Annotated in this window: 19 protein-coding genes and 1 pseudogene; 18 read left to right on the forward strand and 2 right to left on the reverse strand. The window is 40.4% G+C overall.

The window, feature by feature from the left end; genetic code table 11:
- The first annotated feature begins 82 nt into the window (after positions 1-82).
- The 8 genes from QE450_RS01840 to QE450_RS01875 all read left to right on the forward strand — a co-directional run bounded on the left by QE450_RS01840 (position 83) and on the right by QE450_RS01875 (position 10,112).
- Positions 83-1,591, forward strand: coding sequence for an ABC transporter ATP-binding protein (locus QE450_RS01840; protein ID WP_273615162.1), 1,509 nt, complete (start codon positions 83-85; stop codon positions 1,589-1,591).
- The gene (locus tag QE450_RS01845; RefSeq protein WP_273615163.1) at positions 1,588-2,637 is read left to right on the forward strand and encodes an ABC transporter permease; all 1,050 of its coding nucleotides are present in this window, start codon (positions 1,588-1,590) and stop codon (positions 2,635-2,637) included. The genes QE450_RS01840 and QE450_RS01845 overlap by 4 nt, the downstream gene beginning before the upstream one ends.
- Positions 2,637-3,560, forward strand: coding sequence for an ABC transporter permease (locus QE450_RS01850; RefSeq protein ID WP_204825357.1), 924 nt, complete (start codon positions 2,637-2,639; stop codon positions 3,558-3,560). Before QE450_RS01845 ends, QE450_RS01850 begins: the two co-directional genes overlap by 1 nt.
- Positions 3,561-3,638: 78 nt before the next feature.
- Positions 3,639-4,313, forward strand: coding sequence for a sulfite oxidase-like oxidoreductase (locus QE450_RS01855; protein ID WP_274170739.1), 675 nt, complete (start codon positions 3,639-3,641; stop codon positions 4,311-4,313).
- Between the two features lie 4 nt (positions 4,314-4,317).
- On the forward strand, positions 4,318-5,046 hold the full coding sequence (locus QE450_RS01860; protein ID WP_273615166.1) for a nucleoside phosphorylase: 729 nt from the start codon (positions 4,318-4,320) through the stop codon (positions 5,044-5,046).
- Between the two features lie 691 nt (positions 5,047-5,737).
- On the forward strand, positions 5,738-6,748 hold the full coding sequence (locus QE450_RS01865; RefSeq protein WP_273615169.1) for a substrate-binding domain-containing protein: 1,011 nt from the start codon (positions 5,738-5,740) through the stop codon (positions 6,746-6,748).
- On the forward strand, positions 6,738-8,612 hold the full coding sequence (locus QE450_RS01870) for a cache domain-containing sensor histidine kinase (RefSeq protein ID WP_307296373.1): 1,875 nt from the start codon (positions 6,738-6,740) through the stop codon (positions 8,610-8,612). Before QE450_RS01865 ends, QE450_RS01870 begins: the two co-directional genes overlap by 11 nt.
- A gap of 189 nt (positions 8,613-8,801) precedes the next feature.
- The gene (locus tag QE450_RS01875; protein WP_307296378.1) at positions 8,802-10,112 is read left to right on the forward strand and encodes a response regulator transcription factor; all 1,311 of its coding nucleotides are present in this window, start codon (positions 8,802-8,804) and stop codon (positions 10,110-10,112) included.
- A gap of 157 nt (positions 10,113-10,269) precedes the next feature.
- Here QE450_RS01875 and QE450_RS01880 read toward each other — a convergent pair whose 3' ends face one another.
- Positions 10,270-10,707 carry a VOC family protein gene (locus tag QE450_RS01880; protein WP_307296382.1) on the reverse strand — a complete coding sequence of 146 codons (438 nt, stop codon included), beginning with the start codon at positions 10,705-10,707 and terminating at the stop codon, positions 10,270-10,272.
- A gap of 92 nt (positions 10,708-10,799) precedes the next feature.
- Here QE450_RS01880 and QE450_RS01885 point away from each other — a divergent pair, with 92 nt between their 5' ends.
- The 8 genes and pseudogenes from QE450_RS01885 (at position 10,800) to mnhG (ending at position 18,273) form a co-directional block, all read left to right on the forward strand.
- Positions 10,800-11,756 (forward strand): helix-turn-helix transcriptional regulator, encoded by a 957-nt coding sequence (locus tag QE450_RS01885; protein WP_307296386.1) that lies wholly within the window; start codon positions 10,800-10,802, stop codon positions 11,754-11,756.
- 144 nt (positions 11,757-11,900) lie between these two features.
- Positions 11,901-12,068: a hypothetical protein gene (locus QE450_RS01890; RefSeq protein ID WP_175425127.1), complete on the forward strand. Its 168-nt coding sequence runs from the start codon at positions 11,901-11,903 to the stop codon at positions 12,066-12,068.
- Between the two features lie 238 nt (positions 12,069-12,306).
- The gene (locus QE450_RS01895; RefSeq protein ID WP_307296395.1) at positions 12,307-15,237 is read left to right on the forward strand and encodes a Na+/H+ antiporter subunit A; all 2,931 of its coding nucleotides are present in this window, start codon (positions 12,307-12,309) and stop codon (positions 15,235-15,237) included.
- A gap of 1 nt (position 15,238) precedes the next feature.
- Entirely contained in the window at positions 15,239-15,577 is a 339-nt protein-coding gene (locus QE450_RS01900; RefSeq protein ID WP_069326639.1) for a Na(+)/H(+) antiporter subunit C, read from the forward strand.
- A 10-nt stretch (positions 15,578-15,587) separates the two neighbouring features.
- Positions 15,588-17,107 (forward strand): annotated as a pseudogene (locus tag QE450_RS01905) (Na+/H+ antiporter subunit D).
- An 8-nt stretch (positions 17,108-17,115) separates the two neighbouring features.
- Positions 17,116-17,592, forward strand: coding sequence for a Na+/H+ antiporter subunit E (locus QE450_RS01910; protein ID WP_273615175.1), 477 nt, complete (start codon positions 17,116-17,118; stop codon positions 17,590-17,592).
- Positions 17,592-17,906 carry a Na(+)/H(+) antiporter subunit F1 gene (locus tag QE450_RS01915; RefSeq protein ID WP_273615176.1) on the forward strand — a complete coding sequence of 105 codons (315 nt, stop codon included), beginning with the start codon at positions 17,592-17,594 and terminating at the stop codon, positions 17,904-17,906. Before QE450_RS01910 ends, QE450_RS01915 begins: the two co-directional genes overlap by 1 nt.
- Positions 17,860-18,273 (forward strand): monovalent cation/H(+) antiporter subunit G, encoded by a 414-nt coding sequence (mnhG, locus tag QE450_RS01920; protein ID WP_373461903.1) that lies wholly within the window; start codon positions 17,860-17,862, stop codon positions 18,271-18,273. Before QE450_RS01915 ends, mnhG begins: the two co-directional genes overlap by 47 nt.
- A gap of 163 nt (positions 18,274-18,436) precedes the next feature.
- On the opposite strand, the gene QE450_RS01925 is transcribed toward mnhG, so the two are convergent.
- On the reverse strand, positions 18,437-18,823 hold the full coding sequence (locus tag QE450_RS01925) for a carboxymuconolactone decarboxylase family protein (protein WP_273615177.1): 387 nt from the start codon (positions 18,821-18,823) through the stop codon (positions 18,437-18,439).
- A 107-nt stretch (positions 18,824-18,930) separates the two neighbouring features.
- Here QE450_RS01925 and QE450_RS01930 point away from each other — a divergent pair, with 107 nt between their 5' ends.
- Positions 18,931-19,329: a MerR family transcriptional regulator gene (locus QE450_RS01930; protein ID WP_307296409.1), complete on the forward strand. Its 399-nt coding sequence runs from the start codon at positions 18,931-18,933 to the stop codon at positions 19,327-19,329.
- Positions 19,330-19,343: 14 nt separating this feature from the next.
- Positions 19,344-20,264 (forward strand): cysteine synthase A, encoded by a 921-nt coding sequence (cysK, locus tag QE450_RS01935; RefSeq protein ID WP_307296413.1) that lies wholly within the window; start codon positions 19,344-19,346, stop codon positions 20,262-20,264.
- Positions 20,265-20,425 lie beyond the last annotated feature (161 nt).

A 20,425-nucleotide genomic window follows, 5' to 3' on the forward strand; every position in this document is an offset into this window, starting at 1 on the left:
TTGATCAACCGGCTGCTATACCGAGCAGCCGGTTTTGTTGTTATCTGATGTACATTGTAATCTGGAATGGAGGTTTATACCGATGACGTTGTTATTAGAAATGAAAAATATAACCAAAAAGTATGGAGATTTTACGGCGAATCATAATATCAATTTTGATGTACGTAAAGGTGAAATTCATGCTTTAGTCGGTGAAAATGGTGCAGGTAAAACGACCTTAATGCGCATGTTATATGGCATGGAAGAACCGACTTCCGGTAGCATTACGATCAATGGAAAAGAAGTTCATTTTCACGATCCATCCGAAGCGATTCGTCAAGGCATTGGCATGGTGCATCAACATTTTATGTTATTTCCAAGCTTTACACTGGCTGAAAATATCGTAATCGGTGGAGAGCCAAAGCGCAGTGGATTATTTGATCGCAAAGCGGCGGCAGATAAAGTAAACGAACTGGGGCAAATGTATGGAATGCCTGTCGATCCGTGGCGCAAAGCAGGCGATTGTCCGCTAGGTATTCAGCAGCGAACTGAGATTTTGAAAGTGTTGTATCAAGGAGCAGATGTGATTATTCTGGATGAGCCTACAGGTGTGCTGACGCCTAGTGAAGTCAAAGAATTGTTACAGTCGATCAAACGCCTAGCGGCGCAGGGCAAAAGCTTTATTTTAATTACACATAAGCTCCATGAAGTGATGGAAGCGGCAGATCGAATTACCGTATTGCGAGATGGTGTAGTCACTGGACATATGGAATCCAATACAACTGATGAAGAGCAAATTTCTCGTCTGATGGTAGGACGTGATCTGATTCCGATGAGTCGTGTTGCTAATGAACCGGGAGCCTCTGTTATGCATGTGCAAAATGTAACACTTGCAGGAGCTAAAGGCGCCAAGCCGTTATTGGACAATATTACATTAACGGTACGTCAGGGTGAGATTGTCGGGATTGCTGGCATTTCAGGCAATGGACAATCTGAATTACTACAGGTGATATCAGGGCTTGTACAACCAGACAGTGGCATTGTCGAACTGAACGGCAAAGATGTAACTGGAGAGTCTGTACGTGCAATTCGTGAACAAGGAATGGCACATATTCCAGAAGATCGCTATATGTGGGGAGCTTCGCGTGAAGCCACTGTGCTGGATAATGGACTGATGGGGCATCAACACCAATACAAAAAAGGCGGTCTGATTCAGCGTCACAAACTTCGCAAAGTTGTAGATGGATGGGTACAGCGCTTTTCAATCAAAACAGGATCACTGGATACGCAAGCACAATTCCTATCCGGTGGTAATTTACAGAAATTAATTGCAGCTCGTGAATTTGCTCAAAATAAACCATTTCTGATTGCAGCTGAGCCTACACGCGGTGTCGATGTAGGGGCTATGGAGACGATTCATGGTGAACTGCTTGCTAAATGTAAAGCAGGAGATGGCATTTTGCTAGTCTCTTCCGAGTTAACAGAAATTCTTACATTATCCGATCGGATTCTGGTCATGTATGAAGGTGCCATTGCAGGAGAATTATCTGCGGCAGAAGCGACCGAAGAACAGATTAGTCTATTGATGGCAGGAGGGAAGCGCAAACTATGACCAGACTGAAACGAAATCTTTTGGCGCTTCTACAACCGATTATAGCGGTAATTATTGGATTGCTAGCAGGCGCAATTGCAATTATATTGTTAGGCGATTCTGTTATTGATACGTATCGCGAAATGTGGAATGGCGCTTTCGGAAGCTTTTACTTTTTAACCAATACATTAACACGGGCTACGCCGATTATTTTGACAGGACTGGGTGTTGCTCTGGCTTTCCGCGCGGGATTCTTTAATATGGGTTCAACCGGACAGATGGTATTGGGAGGACTTGCGGCAGCAATTACCGCTCTATATTTACCGGGACCGGGTTGGATGGTATTGATCGTGTCTCTAGTCGTAGGAATGGCGATTGGTGGTCTATGGTCGTTATTTGCAGGGTATATGGATGCCAAGTTCGGTATTAATCTTTTGATATCGACATTATTACTGAACTATATCGCTTCGCTATTTGCAGGCTATATGGTTGCTTTTCCGTTAAAAGATCAAAGTGGTTCAGCCGCTATGGCACAGACACCTATGATTGATAAAAGTATCTGGTTACCCAAATTATTTTCCGGTATGAGTCTACATGCTGGTTTTATTTTAGCGATTGTTGCGGCAATTGCTTTGTACATTTTTATTCAAAAAAGTGTATCCGGTTATGAGATTCGGATGCTGGGGAACAATCCTTTTTTCGCGGCTTATGGTGGTGTGAAAAGAGGTCGGATGATGGTGGTAGCGATGTTAACAAGCGGTGCACTCGCCGGGCTTGCAGGTGCTGGTGAGGTATTGGGTACACAGCATCGTTATTTAGATGGTGCACTTGCTTCCGCAGATTATGGATGGAGCGGTATTATGGCGACATTGCTAGCCTCGTCTAATCCGTTAGGAACAGCTGTAGCAGGAATACTTCTAGCAGCCTTACAAACAGGTGCGATGGGTGTAGAACGTAATACGAACGTACCGCTAGAGGTGGCTAGTGTGATTCAAGCGGTGTTGACGCTATTTGTATCGGCACGATTTGGCTATGCGTTCCTCAAACGCAGAAAGGAGAAGAAATAATGGATCAGTTATTCGATGTGTCTTTATTTAATTCCATGTTGCGTATTGTGACGCCTATTCTTCTCGCCGCTCTAGGTGGAGCGATCTGTGCCCGGGTTGGACTGTTTAATGTAGGATTAGAAGGTCTGGTATTGATTGGCGCCTTTTCTGCTATTTTAGGAAATCACTTGCTTGGCAATGTATGGTTGGCGATCATTTTTGCTATTTTATGTGTGATGTTATTCTCGCTGATCTTTGCATATATTAGTATTAATTTGAGGGCAAATGTAATTGTTGTCGGGATCTCGATGAACTTTCTAGCGGCAGGATTAACGACCTTTTGTCTTCGAGCGATCTTCGATGTAAAAGGCGCTTATTATGATAAAAATATGATGGGTTTACCCAAATGGGATATTCCTGTTATCAAAGATATTCCGGTATTAGGCGGAATCGTATCAGGTCATTCACCGCTTGTCTATTTAGCTTTTTTTGCAGCGATTCTGATGCAAATCTATCTATTCAAAACAGTCAGTGGATTCCGCTTGCGTGCCGCAGGTGAAAATCCTGTAGCTGCTCAAAGTCTGGGTATTCCTGTGCGTCGTATTCAATATGGAGCAGTATTGATGTCAGGAGTATTATGTGGTCTGGCAGGAGCACAATTATCGTTAGGACAGGTCACGATGTTCACCGAAGGAATGACCGCAGGGCGTGGATTTATCGCTCTAGTTGCTACGATGTTAGGGCAATCCAATCCGATCGGTGTGGTTGCTTCTAGCTTGCTGTTTGGCTTTATGGATGCCTTTAGTATTCGTCTACAAGGCTTTGCTTTACCTGCTCAATTTACACAGATGTTACCGTATATTGTGACACTGGTGGCGATGTTCTTTTTCAAAGATCGCAGTTATCTTAAAGATGCTCAACGTGCTAACGGAAGCTCGCGTTAATAGTAAGCATGAAGTATGTATGAGTGTAAGCATAGAACTATTATAGAGAACGTAATCTGATCAAAAGGAGGGTATCCAGTGAAGAATAAAGCAGAACGCATCAAAAATGCCAAAGTACCATTATCTAAAAATCTAGGAGTCGATCAGGCAGATCGTTTACCACCGGGTCAATTTTTAACCGAAACGTTTCCGATATTGCATGAAGGCGATGTACCTGATGTAGATACAGATACATGGCAGTTGAAGATTTTCGGTGAGGTTGAGCAAGAGCAGACATTTTCATATGCAGATTTGCTGAATTTGCCTAAAGTACAGATGACTAGCGATATCCATTGTGTGACGCGCTGGTCAAAATTTGATACGCTGTGGGAAGGTGTACGCTTTCGTGATCTGCTAGACGTATTGCAGGTGAAGCCAGAAGCACAATATGTGATGGTACATGGTGGTAATGATTACGAGACCAATGTTCCACTGGCGGACCTATTGTCTGACAATGTATTGCTAGCGTATCATTATGATCATAAGCCACTGACACCCAAGCATGGATATCCTGTGCGTCTGGTGGTACCACATCTGTACTTTTGGAAAAGTGCGAAGTGGATTACAGGGCTTGAATTTATGAAAGAAGACCGCCCCGGATTCTGGGAACAAAATGGTTTTCATAATGAAGCCGATCCCTTTGCAGAACAACGTTTCTCTGGTGAAGCTTTGCCGATACCGGAAGATGAATGGACAAAAAAGGAGTTTGATTAATTCAATGTTAATGCCTATTTTGCAAATCAATAGTGAAGATGTACCTGAATACGCGATTGTCTGCGGTGATCCTAAGCGTGCTGCTCATATCGCTTCATTGTTAGACAATACAAGGGAATTAGCATTTAGTCGGGAATATCGTAGTTTTGTCGGTACACGAGATGGCATTGAACTTGCGGTTGTTAGTCATGGCGTAGGTTCTCCTGGAGCAGCCGTTTGTTTTGAGGAATTGATTCGTGCAGGGGTCAAAACAATTATTCGTGTTGGGACAGCAGGTTCGTATTCTGCCGATCATCCAGCAGGTAGCTTAATCGTCAGTACCGCAGCCGTACGTACCGATGGATTAACTCGCCAACTGGTTCCAGAAGCATTCCCTGCGGTTGCCGATAGTGAAGTAACCGAAGCATTATATCAAGCAGCACGTCAAAGTGAAGGCATTGTGCAAAAAGGAATCACTGTTACATTGGATGTCTTTTTCAACGGGGTAGAAGAATTCCCGCACAAAAAGTATAAACAAGCCGGTGCTTTAGCTGTAGAAATGGAAATCTCCGCATTGTATATTATCGCTTCGCTTCGCGGTATTCGTGCAGGAGCAATTGTAGCTTTGGATGGTTATGCTGATGCTGATCTAGCAGAAGAATACGATCCTAATACAGATACTGTAGCAAACGCAGTCAAACGTGAGATCGAAGCGGCAATTCAAGCAACAGTACAACTTGCAAAACGTGGATAAATAAGTGCAAAAAATAGATAAACCATGATAAATGCAAAATCAGATAAGAAAAAAACCTGTACTCATAATCATTGTGAGTGCAGGTTTTTTGTTTAATCATTTTCTATATCCAAGTGAATTCCTAGTTGATGATGGTAATACGGTAAAGTGGATTTTGAATATAGAGCACGTTTTAATACGTTTTGATCTTTGTTATGTACAGCACGTATATCATTTTCAATAAATTTTATAAAGTTCTTTTTAATGAAATTTTCGTGTTCTACTTTTATATTGGAATAATGCGATAGCATATCCCCGACCTTTATATTGATGTGTATCCATCATATTAGGGACAGGATGATCTTGAGTAAATGCTGAAGACAATTGTTGTAGTTTAAAATATTGTAGATCGGATCGAGGGGAGTGTTTGGTCAATGATATCATCCTTTAAAATATGTTGAATATAAAAAAAAGGAGAGCAATGTCTCCTTTTTAAAATTAAATTCATGGGCTATTATTTTTTAAGGTGGGCTGCTCTTTGCCCAATGCAAAGTTCTTTATATCTATTATTATACTCGACTTCTGAATAGCTTTCAAGCATACAACCATCGTCCACCTTTTACAATTAAAGCGTTTTCTTAACTCTTGATTTGAGTTATATTAGATCATATCAAGAGTGGTCAGTGACATGATCTGGAGGGAATATAGAAGTATGCGTAAAATGTTGTTGATCTATATGATTTTGATCGGCGCTTTGATTATTTATATTATGCAATATCGATTAGATGAGAAATCTGCGGCTTGGACAGAGCAGGGGTTAAAGGGGAATATTGACGAGAATTATGTAATGGTTACTTTTCAGTCTGGAATGGAATATTGGAAAAGCGGGCTGAAAGGATTCGAAGATGCTGCTGAAGCGCTCAATGTATCGGTGGAATATCGCGGGGCAACGCAATATGATGCGCGTGAGCAAGCGCTTGTGCTAGATCAGATTATTGCTAAAAAGCCAGCCGGTATTGCGATATCTGCGATTGATTCACCAGCATTGGTCAAATCGGTTAATAAAGCAGTAGATGCAGGGATTCCTGTCGTAATGTTCGATGCCGAAGCATCTGGTAGCAAAGCGTATTCTTTTTTAGCAACAGATAATACCAATGCAGGTACGACCGCTGCAGACCAGATGGCTACATTAACCAAGCATCAGGGAAAGATAGCGATTATTACGTTAACCAATCAGCAAAATCATAAAGAACGCACTCAAGGATTTGAACAAGAAATCAAAAATCGTTATCCACAGATGAATATTGTAGCAGTCGAAAATCATGAAGGCGATGCGGTCAAAGCCGAGCAAATTACTACTCGATTATTGCGTCAATATCCTGATCTTAAAGGTATTTTTATTACCGAAGCTACAGGAAGTTATGGAGTAGGGCGAGCAGTAGAACAATCCGGACGTACAGGAGCAAGTAAGCCTGTCATTATTAGCTTTGATACTAATAAAGAAACACTGGATATGATCAAGTCCGGTACGATCAACGCAACGATTGCGCAAGGAACATGGAATATGGGTTATTGGTCGCTACAATATCTGTTTCATTTGCATCATGGATTAACAGTTCCTGCCCGTTCGCTTAGTGGCATTGTATCGCCTGTACCTGTTCGTGTAGATACAGGAATCTCTGTGGTAACTCAAGAAAATGTGGCTGATTATTATGCAAAATAAATGGATACGTCGTTCTTTGCAAAAAGATTGGCGTTACTGGCACCCTGAAAATTTACCTTTGCGCCATCAATTGATTGTGTTGTTTTTGATGGTAGGTATTTTGCCTGCAATTTTACTGGGAATTATGGTGAATTGGACATCCAATCAGATTATTGAGCGTCAGGTGACAGCGAATACGATGCAATTAATTAGCAAGGTCAATCAAACGCTAGATACGTATATGGAAAATATGCAAAGCATCACGTATTTAATCAGTTTTGACCGGAATGTTGACCAATTTCTAGCCGGTCAATCGTTAAACAAAAATGATGCTTCCGATACATCGACGTATCAGATTCGGCAATTTTTGCAAGGATTTACAACCGTTTATTCTGAGATTGCCGGAATCCTAATTGTTAATACCAAAGGCGATTATATCAGTAATGAATTGTATGCAAGGTACAATCAAAGTCTGACCAAAGAAGATTGGTATCAACAGGCGATCAAGCAAAAAGGAATCTTTACGATTATTGGTCATCCATCCGGTCGCAATATTACAAGTCATGCGAATTATGGAGAAGATGAAGTTGTAACGGTCGTGCGTTCGATCAATGATCCGACCACAGGTGAAGTCAAAGGTGTGATTTTGATCGATCTCAAGTTACGGGTGATTGCTCAAGCAGCCAAAGATGTGACACTCGGTAAAACAGGATATCTCATGGTAACAGATCCTACGGGACATGTTATTTACGCACCGTCCGATACCTTTATGCAAAGTATTCCTGCCAAATTAACCGCTTCGCTTCGGCAATCAGAGAATGTATTTACCGAAGAGATTCAAGGGCAACAATTACAATTTATTTATCGGACATCGTCATATACAGGCTGGAAAACAGTCGGCGTTTTCCAATTTAGTGAATCAGTAGCTGAAGCGCGTACGATTCGCTTTTATATCGTTATTTTTCTATTCTGTGTCTGTTTTACAGGGCTTACCGCTTCATATGGATTAGCCAATTCGATCTCTAGACCGATCTATCGACTATCTTCATTGATGCAAAAAGCAGAATCAGGCGATATGACTTCTCGTTATATTAGCAATAGACGGGATGAAGTAGGGATGTTGGGACGTAGCTTTAATCGAATGATGAATGAGATTCGCAATCTAATCTCACTAAATCAGCAAAAAGAACAGCAAAAGCGAGAAGCTGAATTACGCAGTCTACAAGCCCATATTCGTCCCCATTTTCTATACAATACGCTGGATACAATTCATTGGATGGCGCAGAAAAAAGGTGCAGACGATGTGTCCAGTATGGTGGATGCATTATCCAAACTGTTCCGTATTGGGCTAAGCCGTGGCAGTGATATGATCACACTGGCTGAAGAAGAACAGCATATCGTCAGTTATTTGCAAATTCAGAAAACACGTTATCGCGATCGGCTACAATACGATATTCAGATCGATGAGGCGATCCGCAATGTATATGTGATGAAATTACTACTACAACCGATTGTAGAAAATGCCATCTATCATGGAATCAAAGCAAGACGAGGCCCCGGCAATATCTATATTGCAGCACAACAACAAGACGACAAATTAGTGTATACCATTAGCGATGATGGTGCAGGATTTAGTGAAGAACGATTGATTCAAATCCAACACCAACTCGCCGAACCGCTCGATTGGATCGGACAACAAGGTCCTGAACCAACAGGAAGCTATGGTCTGCTAAATATTCAAGCCCGTATCCACCTAGCCTACGGCACAAGCTACGGTGTAAGTATTCACCCACGCCCAGAAGGCGGAACAACCATTCAGGTCACCCAACCATTGTTATGGAATATGCCTAGCGCTTGGCACCATAAGCGCGACAAGGTTCAATAAAACAATGATTTTTGCAAAGCAAAATATCTTACATTAAGCGCTTGGCACCACAAGCGCGATCAAGTTCAATAAAACCATGATTTTTGCAAAGCAAAATATCTTACATTAAGCGCTTGGCATCACAAGCGCGACTCAGTGTAGTAAAAAAGTGATTTTTGCAAAACCAGATCGTAAAGGAGACGAATATCAATGAGTGCGGTATATAACGTATTAATCGCTGATGATGAGCCGATTATTCGCGAAGGAATTCGAGATTGCGTCGACTGGGATAGTCTGGGGATGATCGTTACCGCAGAAGCAGAAGATGGAGAAGAAGCTTTAGAGATTGCACTGAAACAACAGATCGATATTTTGTTGGTCGATATGAATATGCCTTTTTTGGACGGTATTTCTTTAATGAAACGATTACGTACTGAGCGACCGCATTGTCGATTTGTAATTATTACCGGACATGATGAATTCAAATATGCTCAAGAAGCTATTCGATTAGGGGTCAAAGATTATATTCTCAAGCCTGTTGATCCGCTCCATCTGTATGATGTACTGCACCATATTCGCACCGAAATGAATGGAACACTACATCAAGAACAGTATTTAAAGTTAGCGACTGATCAGATTCAGAAAAATACATCTTTACTACAAGAACAATTTTGTCTAGATTGGTTAAGCGGTAGACTCCATCATGAGGAGATCAAGCAACAATTAGAGTTTTTGCACTTACCTGTGTGCTTGCCATCTACATTAGCATTAATCCGCTGGTCGGGTCATGCGGAAGGACGACCGATGCTCAAAGAACAAGATAAGCAATTAATGTTGTTCGCTATAGGTAATATTGCCGCCGAGCTTTTACAGCCAGCACCACTTGTGATTTGTAGAGAATCATCAGGGTTGTTAGTCATTTGTACATGGTGTCCGCCCGATCATTCTACTGCGTCTGCTATGTATGATAATGAGCAACAAGCAGATAAAATGATGAGTGCGGTCAAAGACTGTATAGGTCTACATGTGCAAGTGCATTTGCAATCGGTGAATAGTATAGATGAAGAGATCAACAATACAGATATGCCTAATGACCCTTTGCTATCTTTAGAACAAGACGTAGATTACAGCCAAGTCATGACTACTGCTTATCGACATGCCAAATTACAATTAGACGGGCAATCCCGACTATCTCCACTGGTAAGACGGGCGCGTGATTATATTCAGAACCATTACCATAATCCAGAATTAACATTGGAAAAGCTGGCAGATGTGTTACAAGTCTCTCCAACCTATCTGAGCCGCTTAATGAAACGAGAGCTAGGGCATTCTTTTATCCATGTATTAGTACAGATTCGGATTCAAAAAGCAGTGCATCTACTGAAAGAAACCGAGCTATCGATTCTTGAGATTGCGCTACAAGTGGGCTATGATTCACAGCATTATTTTAGTACAGCTTTTAAAAAAATGATCGGTGTATCACCCAATCAATATCGTCGGGATACGGTAGAGCAATCGTAAGCAATATGCTAAAAACAATGTTCACCACTAGTAACAATAGATGTACTTTTTAGACAACAAATACAATTTCATAAGCAAAAAGACCTTAACGACAGCGATAAGGTCTTTTTGCTTATTTTTTGAGTATTATTATTGATTAATCATCGTCCACAGATGCTTATTTTTCGGTTACTAACTGGATAACAACTCCATAAGGATCTTCTACAATCGCATATGCTTTGGAAAATAAATTAGGTGCAAGTGGAACGATGATACGTGTCTGAGTATGTCCCAAAAGCAGATTATACAATGTAGTAATCTCTGCTTGCGATGATGTGATACACAACGAGAAATTAGTCCCTTTGACCAAATTGGGAGCATCACTCATCAATTCATCAGCGATCATTAATTCACTATTGCCAATAGTTAACACAGAATGAGCGATCCAATCCTTTTCACTTGCTGGATACGTATAGGTGGGATCTAATTTCTCTGTAATCTCTTGATTAGTAATACAGAACACAAGTTGAGCTTGAAGATGAGTCTGGTAAAAAGAGATCGCTTCTTTGGCTTGACCATGTAGAGATAAAAAAGTACTGACGGTTAAATTAGACATAGTAATCACTCCTTTGATTGAATACTTTTATTGTATGGTAGAATAGTGCCAAATCATGACACTATTAAAAAATCAAAATAAAGGAGCATCCTATGAACAAAAATGAACGTCTGATTCAGCAGATGATCTATATCAATACCAAAAAGCATTTTAATCTTAGCGATCTGATCGAAACATTTGATATTTCTAGAAGTACGGCTTTACGGGATATCGCTTCGTTAGAGCAATTAGGGGTTCCGTTGTATTCAGAAAAAGGAAGTCATGGCGGTTATCGTGTACTAACGAACTCCTTATTACCACCGATTTATTTTAATACCAATGAATTACACTCCATTTTCTTTTCGCTACAATTGTTAAAAGGATTAGTAAAAACTCCTTTTCAACAGAACTATCAAGAGATCAAAACTAAATTATTAGCTACATTACCGGATAAGTACAAACAACAAATGGCGCAAGCGGAACAATGGATTCAGTGGATTGGTGTAGAACAGCAACAAGAAGTGCCATGGATTGTAGAACTATTTGCTGCAATTGTTGGCAGACAGGTCATCGAAATTCAATACAATCGGTATCAGCAAGATAAACGGATTATTCAACCGCTACGCTTATCGATATGGGATGGATACTGGTATTGTTTGAGCTGGGATCGCAACAAAAATGAATTTCGGAATTTTCGTTGCGATTATATAGAGGAGTTACATATCACGGATCAGCAAGGCACCGAGTGGACAGCAGAGCAGATTCATACGTTAGCCAACCAACAATTTGATATACAACGTCCACTATCTTTCCAAGTTAAAGTAGATCTAAAAGGTATCGACCACTTTTATAAAAAAAGATATTCCAATATGTCTTTGCAACAGGTGGACACAGGAAATGATAGCGAAAATAAAGAGCATTGTATTGTAGGAACCTTTGGCGAGCATGAAATTTCTTTTCTAGTAGAGTACTTTTTGGGATTTGGTCAGCATATTGAAATTGTATCGCCACCACTTTTGCGTACCGAATATCAGCAATATGTCAAAAAGATATTAGCTCAGTATGAGTAATCCTTTATTAGAGGTCGTCTATTCAGTTGCCTAAAATTTTAAAGAGTACAAATCAATAGCGATTCACTGATCACATTTCCGTGTAATAATGCTCACAAGATGATAATGCGTACCGCAAAGGGCGCTCAAAGGAGATTACGGACAATGGACGAAAATCGTAACGTAGATGTGGACAAAAAAGAGGTACGTGTAGAACGTAAATCAGATTCAAGTATGGTCGCTTCTACTTTTATTAAATATGCTGCTTATATTATTATTTTGGCAATTGTGTTATGGTTCTTAGTGAAGTATATTTTCCCTATGTTCTCATAAACATATGCGATCGGATTCGTAATTAACATTATACGGTATATAAAACGGAGGAGCCTGTCACCAAGGCTCCTTTTTGCTGTTTTTTGGGTTATTTTGAGCTAATTTGACCTGAAATGATGAAATTACGGGCAGAAGGTACTGTTTTTGGGTACTATAAAGGTAAAGGGCTTTTTGTATACATTCATTAGAAGAAGAATACAGGAAGTAATAGATAAAGAAATTGGGGGTGTCAACAAGAGTGTATGTATTGCATGCTGCTATTATTATTCCATTTTTATTTGCAATCTTCGTGCCTCTGATCCGTAAAGGATTGCCGCGTGTACATACAGGTTGGATCGTTTTAGCTATTCCGACCTTATTATTTGCAAATTTTCTACGTTATTTACCTGCGATTCAGTCAGATACTAGTGAAACGATTAGTGTACCCTGGGTTCCTTCGTTAGGGATTAACTTTACCGTATATTTAGACGGGTTAAGTCTATTATTTGCTCTGTTGATTACAGGGATAGGCGCATTAGTCGTTTTATATTCTATTTTTTATCTTGATCCTGCCAAAGAAGCGATTCATCGATTTTATTTATATCTAATGATCTTTATGGGCGCTATGCTCGGGATTGTGCTTTCAGATAATATGATCGTGTTGTATACATTCTGGGAATTGACCAGTATTTCTTCGTTCTTACTGATTGCTTTTTGGTATGAACGTGATCGTTCGCGTTATGGAGCACTCAAGTCGATGCTAATTACTGTACTTGGTGGCTTTGCGATGTTAGCTGGTTTTATATTACTACATAATATGACCGGCACTTTTAGTATTCGTGAGACGATCGCTGTATTAACGGAGATTCAAGGACAATCTTTATTCTTACCAGCAATGATACTGATTTTATTGGGCGCTTTTACCAAATCTGCTCAATTTCCTTTCCATATCTGGTTGCCTGATGCGATGGAAGCACCGACTCCAGTCAGTGCGTATCTACATTCAGCTACGATGGTCAAAGCAGGAATCTATCTAGTAGCACGCTTTAGTCCAATTTTCGCTGTTCAAGCAGAATGGTTCTGGATCGTATCGACAGTAGGTATTATCACGATGTGTTATGGATCGATATTAGCTGTCAAACAAACGGATCTCAAAGCATTACTAGCCTATTCAACAATCTCGCAATTGGGGCTTATTATGTCTTTGTTCGGTGCAGGATCTGCTGCTGTGTATTATGGATATGGCAATGAGTCACTTCTATATACGACAGCGACGATGGCTGCTATTTTCCATCTGATTAATCATGCGACATTCAAAGGTGCTTTATTTATGGTAGCTGGCATTGTCGATCATGAAACAGGCACACGTGATCTGCGTCGTCTGGGTGGATTGATGAATGTGATGCCGATTACATTTACGGTAGCTGGTGTAAGTGCATTTGCAATGGCGGGTATTCCGCCGTTTAACGGCTTTTTGAGTAAAGAGTTATTTCTAGAAGCAATGGTAGAACTAAGCCATATGGACATATATCACTTAGAGACATGGGGCATCTTATTCCCTATTCTTGCTTTTGTGGGCAGTGTATTTACATTTGTCTACAGTATGATTCTGGTGTTCAAAACATTCAGAGGACCACTTCAACCGGACAAATTAGGCGGTACTCCGCATGAAGCGCCGATTGGCATGTTGATCTCACCCGTTATTTTGGGATTATGTGTGGTAGGGTTAGGATTTTTCCCGAATCTGTTATCTTATAGCATAATCGAACCTACTATGAGAGCAGTATTACCCAGTCTGGTAGCACCGGGCGAACATTTTGAAGTGCATATTTCATTCTGGCATGGTATTACACCTGCTTTGTTAATGACAATAGGCATTATTGTGTTGGGAACATTGATGTATCTGTTATTAGCACGCTGGAAAGGGATTTATAGCAAATATCCTCAAACGTTAACATGGAATCATCTGTATGACAGTACCCTGAAATGGGGCGAAAAAGGATCTAAAGCACTAACCAATCAATATATGAGCGGTTCTGTGCATAACTATTTAATTTATATTTTTGTATTTATGATTGTTTTGATGGTCACTGTATTCTGGCGAGCAAACGGAATGTCGTTACTTACAGCAGGAGCGGCACCGATTAGCATCTATGAAATTGTGTTGTTAATTGGTCTGGTGGTCACTGCTATCGCTGTTCCATTTGCAGGTAAACGTCTAACAGCGATTATTATGACCGGAGCTGTTGGTTATCTGGTAACTTTGTTTTTTGTTCTATTTCGCGCACCCGATTTGGCTTTGACTCAGATGATTGTGGAGACTGTGTCTGTATCTTTATTTTTACTTTGCTTTTATCATATGCCTGAATTACGGCGTGAAATTGTATCGAAACGGTATCGTATTATCAATATTATTGTGTCTGTAGGGGTCGGTATAGTGATGACCTTCATCGCGTTAGCGGCCAGCGGTAGTGGCACATTCGATTCGATTGCTACCTTTTTTGTAGAAGGTAGTCATGATCTGGGTGGTGGCGATAATATCGTCAATGTTATTCTAGTAGATTTCCGTGGATTTGATACGATGCTTGAAATTACAGTACTGGCTATTGCTTCGTTAGGTATCTATTCTTTGATTCAGCTTCAGGTCAAAGGAAATGATACTGGCGCTCGTATTCATTATTTGCGCAATAAAGATGTACAGACGCATCGTGTTGATGTCGGTCGTACTCGTCGCGAAACGGTAACTGTGCAACGCAATATGACCCAGTTCAAAAGTAATGATGTAATTTTGGAAACGAGCACGAAAGTGATTGTATTTATTATTTTAACATTTGCGTTGTATTTATTCTTTGCCGGTCATAACAATCCAGGTGGCGGATTTGTCGGTGGATTGATGACAGCTTCAGCATTGATTTTACTGGCTTTAGCTTTTAATGCAGAAACGGTAAGACGGATATTGCCTATCGATTATCGCACAGTGACCGCAGTCGGATTAAGTATTGCTTATGCGACAGGTATCGGTTCATTTTTCTTTGATGCTCCATTTTTAAGTCAGTCTTTTGGTTATTTTGAATTGCCTTTATTGGGTAAAACGGAACTCGCTACAGCAACGCTATTTGATCTAGGTGTGTTTCTGACAGTGCTTGGTGTGACGATGACAATTATTTTACAGATTGGGGAGGATCGCTGATATGGAAGTATGGATGTCCATTGCTGTTGGGATATTATTTGCAGTCGCGGTATACCTGATCTTGTCGCGCAGTCTGCTACGCATTATTTTAGGAACTTCGATTTTGACACATGGTGTGCATTTATTATTACTTACGATGTCGAGACTCAAGTCAGGCGCACCACCATTATTAGGGGAAGAATCAGGATCTTATGTAGATCCTTTACCACAAGCTTTGATTTTGACATCGATCGTTATTAATTTTGGTGTAACTGCATTTTTCTTTGTCCTCGCTTATCGTTCGTATCTTAAGCTGAAGACCGATGATATGGAGGAGGTGAAGATGGAAAGTGACGAATAATTTATTAATTATGCCACTATTGATTCCTTTGATAGCCGCAGTCCTTCAAATATTCGGGATGCGTCATGTGCCGATCCAGCGCTGGCTAGGTGGGGTTGCTGTTATTGCTAATGTGGGTGTAGCGGTATGGATTGTGATCAGTGTACGAATGGAAGGTATTCAGACGCTTGCGATGGGTGGCTGGGCGGCTCCTTACGGGATTGTATTTGTAGCAGATATGTTTGCCGCTTTACTAGTATTAACTACATCGATACTGGGTGCTGTATGTTTATTTTACGCCTTCGCCAGTATCGGAGAAGAACGTGAAAAGCATCACTTTTATCCATTTTTTCAATTTTTGCTAGTGGGGGTATACGGTTCATTTCTAACAGGTGATTTATTTAACTTATTTGTTTTTTTTGTTTTGAAGTGATGTTGGTATCTTCGTATGCGTTGATTGTATTGGGTGGAACGAAGCGTCAATTGCAAGTGACGTTAAAATACATTTTGATCAATATTGTATCTTCTTCTCTGTTTGTAGCATCGATGGCTTATTTGTATGCGGCTGTGGGTACGCTAAATATGGCTCATTTATCACAGCGTGTATCTGAAGCCGGACAAGATGGAATTCTAGGTGTAATTGCATTTTTATTTTTAATCGTATTCGGGTTAAAAGCAGGATTATTCTTATTTTTCTGGTTACCGGGTTCGTATGCTGCTCCACCTTCTGTGATTACAGCGATTTTTGCAGGTCTGCTTACCAAAGTAGGGCTGTACGCTATTATCCGCACATTTACATTGATTTTTTATCATGATACCGGATTTTTATATACATTAATCGGTTGGATGGGAATTGCTTCGATGGTGCTAGGTGTGATTGGAGCGGTTGCATATCGAGATGTGAATAAAATTCTGGTCTACAATGTTGTTGCAGGTGTAGGATTGATCGCTTTTGGATTGGCTACTGCAAATAGTGCAGGTATCGAAGGCGCTATCTTTTATATGCTTCACGATATGATTGTCAAAGCACTATTGTTCTTATTAGCAGGTATTATGATAGCCGCATTAGGAACGACAGAGTTAAAACATATGAGTGGACTGATTAAGCGTTATCCGTTTACAGGGTGGATGTTCTTTATTACAGGGCTTGCACTGGCAGGAGTACCACCGCTGAGCGGATTTGTCGGAAAATTATTGATTGTACAAGGCGGTATGGAGCGCGGCTGGTATACGATGACGATTATTAGTCTGCTAGCCAGTCTATTGATGTTATATTCAGTGATGCGTATCTTTATGTTAGCCTTCTGGGGCAAAGATCGCCCGCTTATTGATGATCGAGCAGCATTTCAAGATAGCCCTGAAGTGAAGCGAGAAGTGTATCATGAATGGTCGCCTTTCCGTCCTCGCCGATTGATTGGAGCATCTTCTGTATTATTTGCGTTTGTGATTCTGATCGGACTGGGTGCAGGTTGGATCGAGACATTTGTTGCACAAGCGACAGATGTACTGATTGATCCGACATTGTATATCCAAGCCGTATTGAAGGAGTAGGTGAAGCTATGGCTTTTCAAATTATTCTTAATCTGTTGATAGCTTTGATCTGGATGTCCTTGCATACGACTTGGGATACACTCAACTTTGTGATTGGTTATCTGATCGGGTTATTGCTAATTTATATTATGCGTCGCTTTTTCCCAAGAGAATTTTATGGGATCAAAATATGGGCGGTTATTAAGTTATTGGTATTGTTTATCAAAGAATTGATTGTATCGAGTGCTGTTGTGCTCAAACATATTATCAGCCCACGCCTTAAGTTCAAACCAGGGATTCTGACGTATCAGACTGAACTCACTTCAGATTGGGAACTGACATTATTATCTACATTGGTTACTTTAACGCCGGGTACGATTCTGATTGAGATTTCGCGTGATCAGCATCTGGTATATATTCATGCTATGGATATTCAAGATGCTGAAGAGTTGTCTGCGCATATTCGTGGAACCTTTGAACAAGCAATCAAGGAGGTGACCCGATAATGTTACAAGTCTCTTTATTGATTGCTTTGATTTTGTTATCGCTTGCTGTGATGGGTTGTATGTTCAGGGTATTAAAAGGCCCTTCTATGGCAGATCGAATTACAGCATTGGATACGATCGGTGTCAATCTGATTGCGATTATTGCTGTATTATCGATGATGTTAGATACACAAGCGTATTTAGAAGTTATGCTGTTAGTAGGGATTTTAGCATTTCTAGGAACGGTTGCTTTTGCCAAGTATATCGAAAGAGGGGTGGTCATCGAACATGAAGACGAAGACAGAGATGATCGAGATGATCCAGTGGATCGGTGAACCCGTAATATCGATTCTAGTGTTGCTTGGAGCACTATTGAGCGTACTGAGTGCATTCGGTATTATTCGCTTCCCTGATGTGTACTTGCGCTCTCATGCCGCTACCAAAAGTGCAACGTTAGGTGTGTTATGTGTATTATCCAGTGCTTTTTTATTTTTCTGGGTATATGATCATTATCCAAGTGCACGTATTTTACTGGGAATCTTATTTGTATTTATTACTGCTCCGGTAGCCGGACATTTGAATGCAAGAGCAGCGTATCGGACAGGTGTCCCTTTATGGAAGCTGGAAAAAGATGAATTAAAACCAGCGCTAAAAGAAAAAGGAATAGACCGCGAAAAAGCGAAAAAAGAACCGCTAAATTAAGTATAGAATAGGTCATTAAGATGATCGCACTATACTTCAAATAACCAGACAACACAGCTCAAGATAATATCTCAATCGCAAAAGCCCACACCTTCTATACTATTGTAGAGGTGTGGGCTTTTGCGATTATTGCTAATAGTGGTATAGATAACAAGCAAAACAGTTATAGCTGTTCAATACCTCGTTGTGCAAATACGTCTTTAGCTATATTCATTGCATTTAATACCCGTGGAAATCCAATATAAGGGGAGCAATGAATAATCGTTTCTACAATTTCGGTAGGTGTAATCCCTACATTTAGACTAGCGTTCAGATGAACAGTTAACTGCGCAGCACAATCACCTTGAGTAATCAGTGAAGAAATAGTGATCAGTTCGCGTTGTTGCAATGTAAGAGTATCCCGAGAATAAATATCACCAAAAGCAAATTCAATAATGTATTTTCCAAGATCAGGTGCGATCGAAGCCAAAGAATCGATCACCCGTTGCCCTGCTTCGCCATCCACTTCCACCAGCTTGTTCCAACCTTGAGTATAACGATCATTAGACATATAGACAGCTCCTTTATATTCATGATTATGAAGTACAAGAGCAATCGTAAACGTTAGAGCGCGCTCTAATGCAAATCTTTTTTTGGAGATCGTAGTATAATAGAGATATGGACAAATTATATTCGATTCAACAAATTACCGAAATTACAGGATTATCTGCACATACACTACGCTATTATGAAAAGATTCATCTGATACACGATATTCAAAGAGATTCTAAAGGTTATCGACAATATACAGACACAGATATATTATGGTTAGATTTCTTAATGCGTTTGAGAGAAACAGGAATGTCGATACAAGACATGAAGGCATTTGCTGATCTGCGCAGTCAAGGAGATCATACCGTTGCATTACGAAAACAATTATTGCAAAGTCATTATCAATTGATGCAGTCAAAGATTGATCAACAACAGCATTTGAACAAAATTGCTGACAAAGTAAACCATTACACTCAATTAGAAGAACAAGTAGATCTATCAACAATTGGCAAAGATTCTGAATAAGGAGAGGCACCCCTATGAATTTAAAAGTTGTTCAAAATATATCCGAATTAGTCGGAGATACACCTGTTGTACGTTTGCATCATTTACCTGATACAGAAGATGCGGCTGTCTATGTGAAGTTAGAATATTTTAACCCGAGTGGTAGTGTCAAAGATCGAGCGGCACTAAACCTGATTGTACGTGCAGAGCAAGAGGGGCTACTGCAAGCAGGTAGTACCATTATCGAACCTACCAGTGGCAACACAGGAATAGGGCTAGCGATGAACGCAGCGGCAAAAGGATACAAAGCGATTATGATTATGCCGGACAATATGTCACGCGAGCGCATCCAGATATTGCAAGCATATGGAGCCAAAGTAGTATTAACACCTGCTTCCGAGAAAATGCCAGGCGCAATTCGCAAAGCAGAACAATTGCTGACTGAAATTCCAAACAGTTATATGCCAAGACAATTTGATAATCCAGCTAATGCAGATGCTCACCGTAATACAACAGCTATTGAAATTTTGGAGCAGATGGAATATCAATTAGATACATTTGTAGCTTCCGCAGGAACAGGAGGTACGATCACAGGCACAGGCGAGACATTAAGACAGCATTTGCCGGATGTCCGTATTCTGGTTGTCGAACCGCAAGGATCGCCTGTATTGTCTGGTGGACAGCCAGGGCCGCATAAGCTTGTCGGCACCAGTCCGGGATTTGTACCGGCGATTTTGAATACGTCTATTTATGATCAAATTGTACAGGTGTCTGACGAAGATGCGATTCAGACGATGCGTGATCTGGCGAGATATGAAGGAATTCTGGTCGGTCCTTCTTCAGCAGCAACGGTATGGACAGCACTACAAGAAGCGAAGCGTCTCGGTGCAGGTCATAAAGTATTATGTATTGCTCCGGATAATGGAGAGCGGTATTTGAGTATGAATTTATTTTAACGTTAATTTATAGAATCATTTAGCCTACAGTATAAGGATGCTGTAGGTTTTACTTTGACTGGATAGATACAAAAGTGCAGAAAAAAAGTAGTATATCCCACCATTAAGCAAAAACATAGAACACAACCAGTATCAAAAAATAATCTTTATCTTCTTACATA

Origin of the sequence: Paenibacillus sp. SORGH_AS_0306, from assembly GCF_030819345.1 — a bacterium.
GTDB classification, from domain to species: domain Bacteria; phylum Bacillota; class Bacilli; order Paenibacillales; family Paenibacillaceae; genus Saccharibacillus; species Saccharibacillus kyungheensis.

What these genes read in the sequence shown, in the direction of transcription:
- QE450_RS01840 (WP_273615162.1), top strand. Translation starts at nt 83, where the DNA reads ATGACGTTGTTATTAGAAATGAAAAATATAACCAAAAAGTATGGAGAT.
- QE450_RS01845 (WP_273615163.1), top strand. Translation starts at nt 1,588, where the DNA reads ATGACCAGACTGAAACGAAATCTTTTGGCGCTTCTACAACCGATTATA.
- QE450_RS01850 (WP_204825357.1), top strand. Translation starts at nt 2,637, where the DNA reads ATGGATCAGTTATTCGATGTGTCTTTATTTAATTCCATGTTGCGTATT.
- QE450_RS01860 (WP_273615166.1), top strand. Translation starts at nt 4,318, where the DNA reads ATGTTAATGCCTATTTTGCAAATCAATAGTGAAGATGTACCTGAATAC.
- QE450_RS01865 (WP_273615169.1), top strand. Translation starts at nt 5,738, where the DNA reads ATGCGTAAAATGTTGTTGATCTATATGATTTTGATCGGCGCTTTGATT.
- QE450_RS01870 (WP_307296373.1), top strand. Translation starts at nt 6,738, where the DNA reads ATGCAAAATAAATGGATACGTCGTTCTTTGCAAAAAGATTGGCGTTAC.
- QE450_RS01875 (WP_307296378.1), top strand. Translation starts at nt 8,802, where the DNA reads ATGAGTGCGGTATATAACGTATTAATCGCTGATGATGAGCCGATTATT.
- QE450_RS01880 (WP_307296382.1), bottom strand. Translation starts at nt 10,707, where the DNA reads ATGTCTAATTTAACCGTCAGTACTTTTTTATCTCTACATGGTCAAGCC.
- QE450_RS01885 (WP_307296386.1), top strand. Translation starts at nt 10,800, where the DNA reads ATGAACAAAAATGAACGTCTGATTCAGCAGATGATCTATATCAATACC.
- QE450_RS01890 (WP_175425127.1), top strand. Translation starts at nt 11,901, where the DNA reads ATGGACGAAAATCGTAACGTAGATGTGGACAAAAAAGAGGTACGTGTA.
- QE450_RS01900 (WP_069326639.1), top strand. Translation starts at nt 15,239, where the DNA reads ATGGAAGTATGGATGTCCATTGCTGTTGGGATATTATTTGCAGTCGCG.
- QE450_RS01910 (WP_273615175.1), top strand. Translation starts at nt 17,116, where the DNA reads ATGGCTTTTCAAATTATTCTTAATCTGTTGATAGCTTTGATCTGGATG.
- QE450_RS01915 (WP_273615176.1), top strand. Translation starts at nt 17,592, where the DNA reads ATGTTACAAGTCTCTTTATTGATTGCTTTGATTTTGTTATCGCTTGCT.
- mnhG (WP_373461903.1), top strand. Translation starts at nt 17,860, where the DNA reads ATGAAGACGAAGACAGAGATGATCGAGATGATCCAGTGGATCGGTGAA.
- QE450_RS01925 (WP_273615177.1), bottom strand. Translation starts at nt 18,823, where the DNA reads ATGTCTAATGATCGTTATACTCAAGGTTGGAACAAGCTGGTGGAAGTG.
- QE450_RS01930 (WP_307296409.1), top strand. Translation starts at nt 18,931, where the DNA reads ATGGACAAATTATATTCGATTCAACAAATTACCGAAATTACAGGATTA.
- cysK (WP_307296413.1), top strand. Translation starts at nt 19,344, where the DNA reads ATGAATTTAAAAGTTGTTCAAAATATATCCGAATTAGTCGGAGATACA.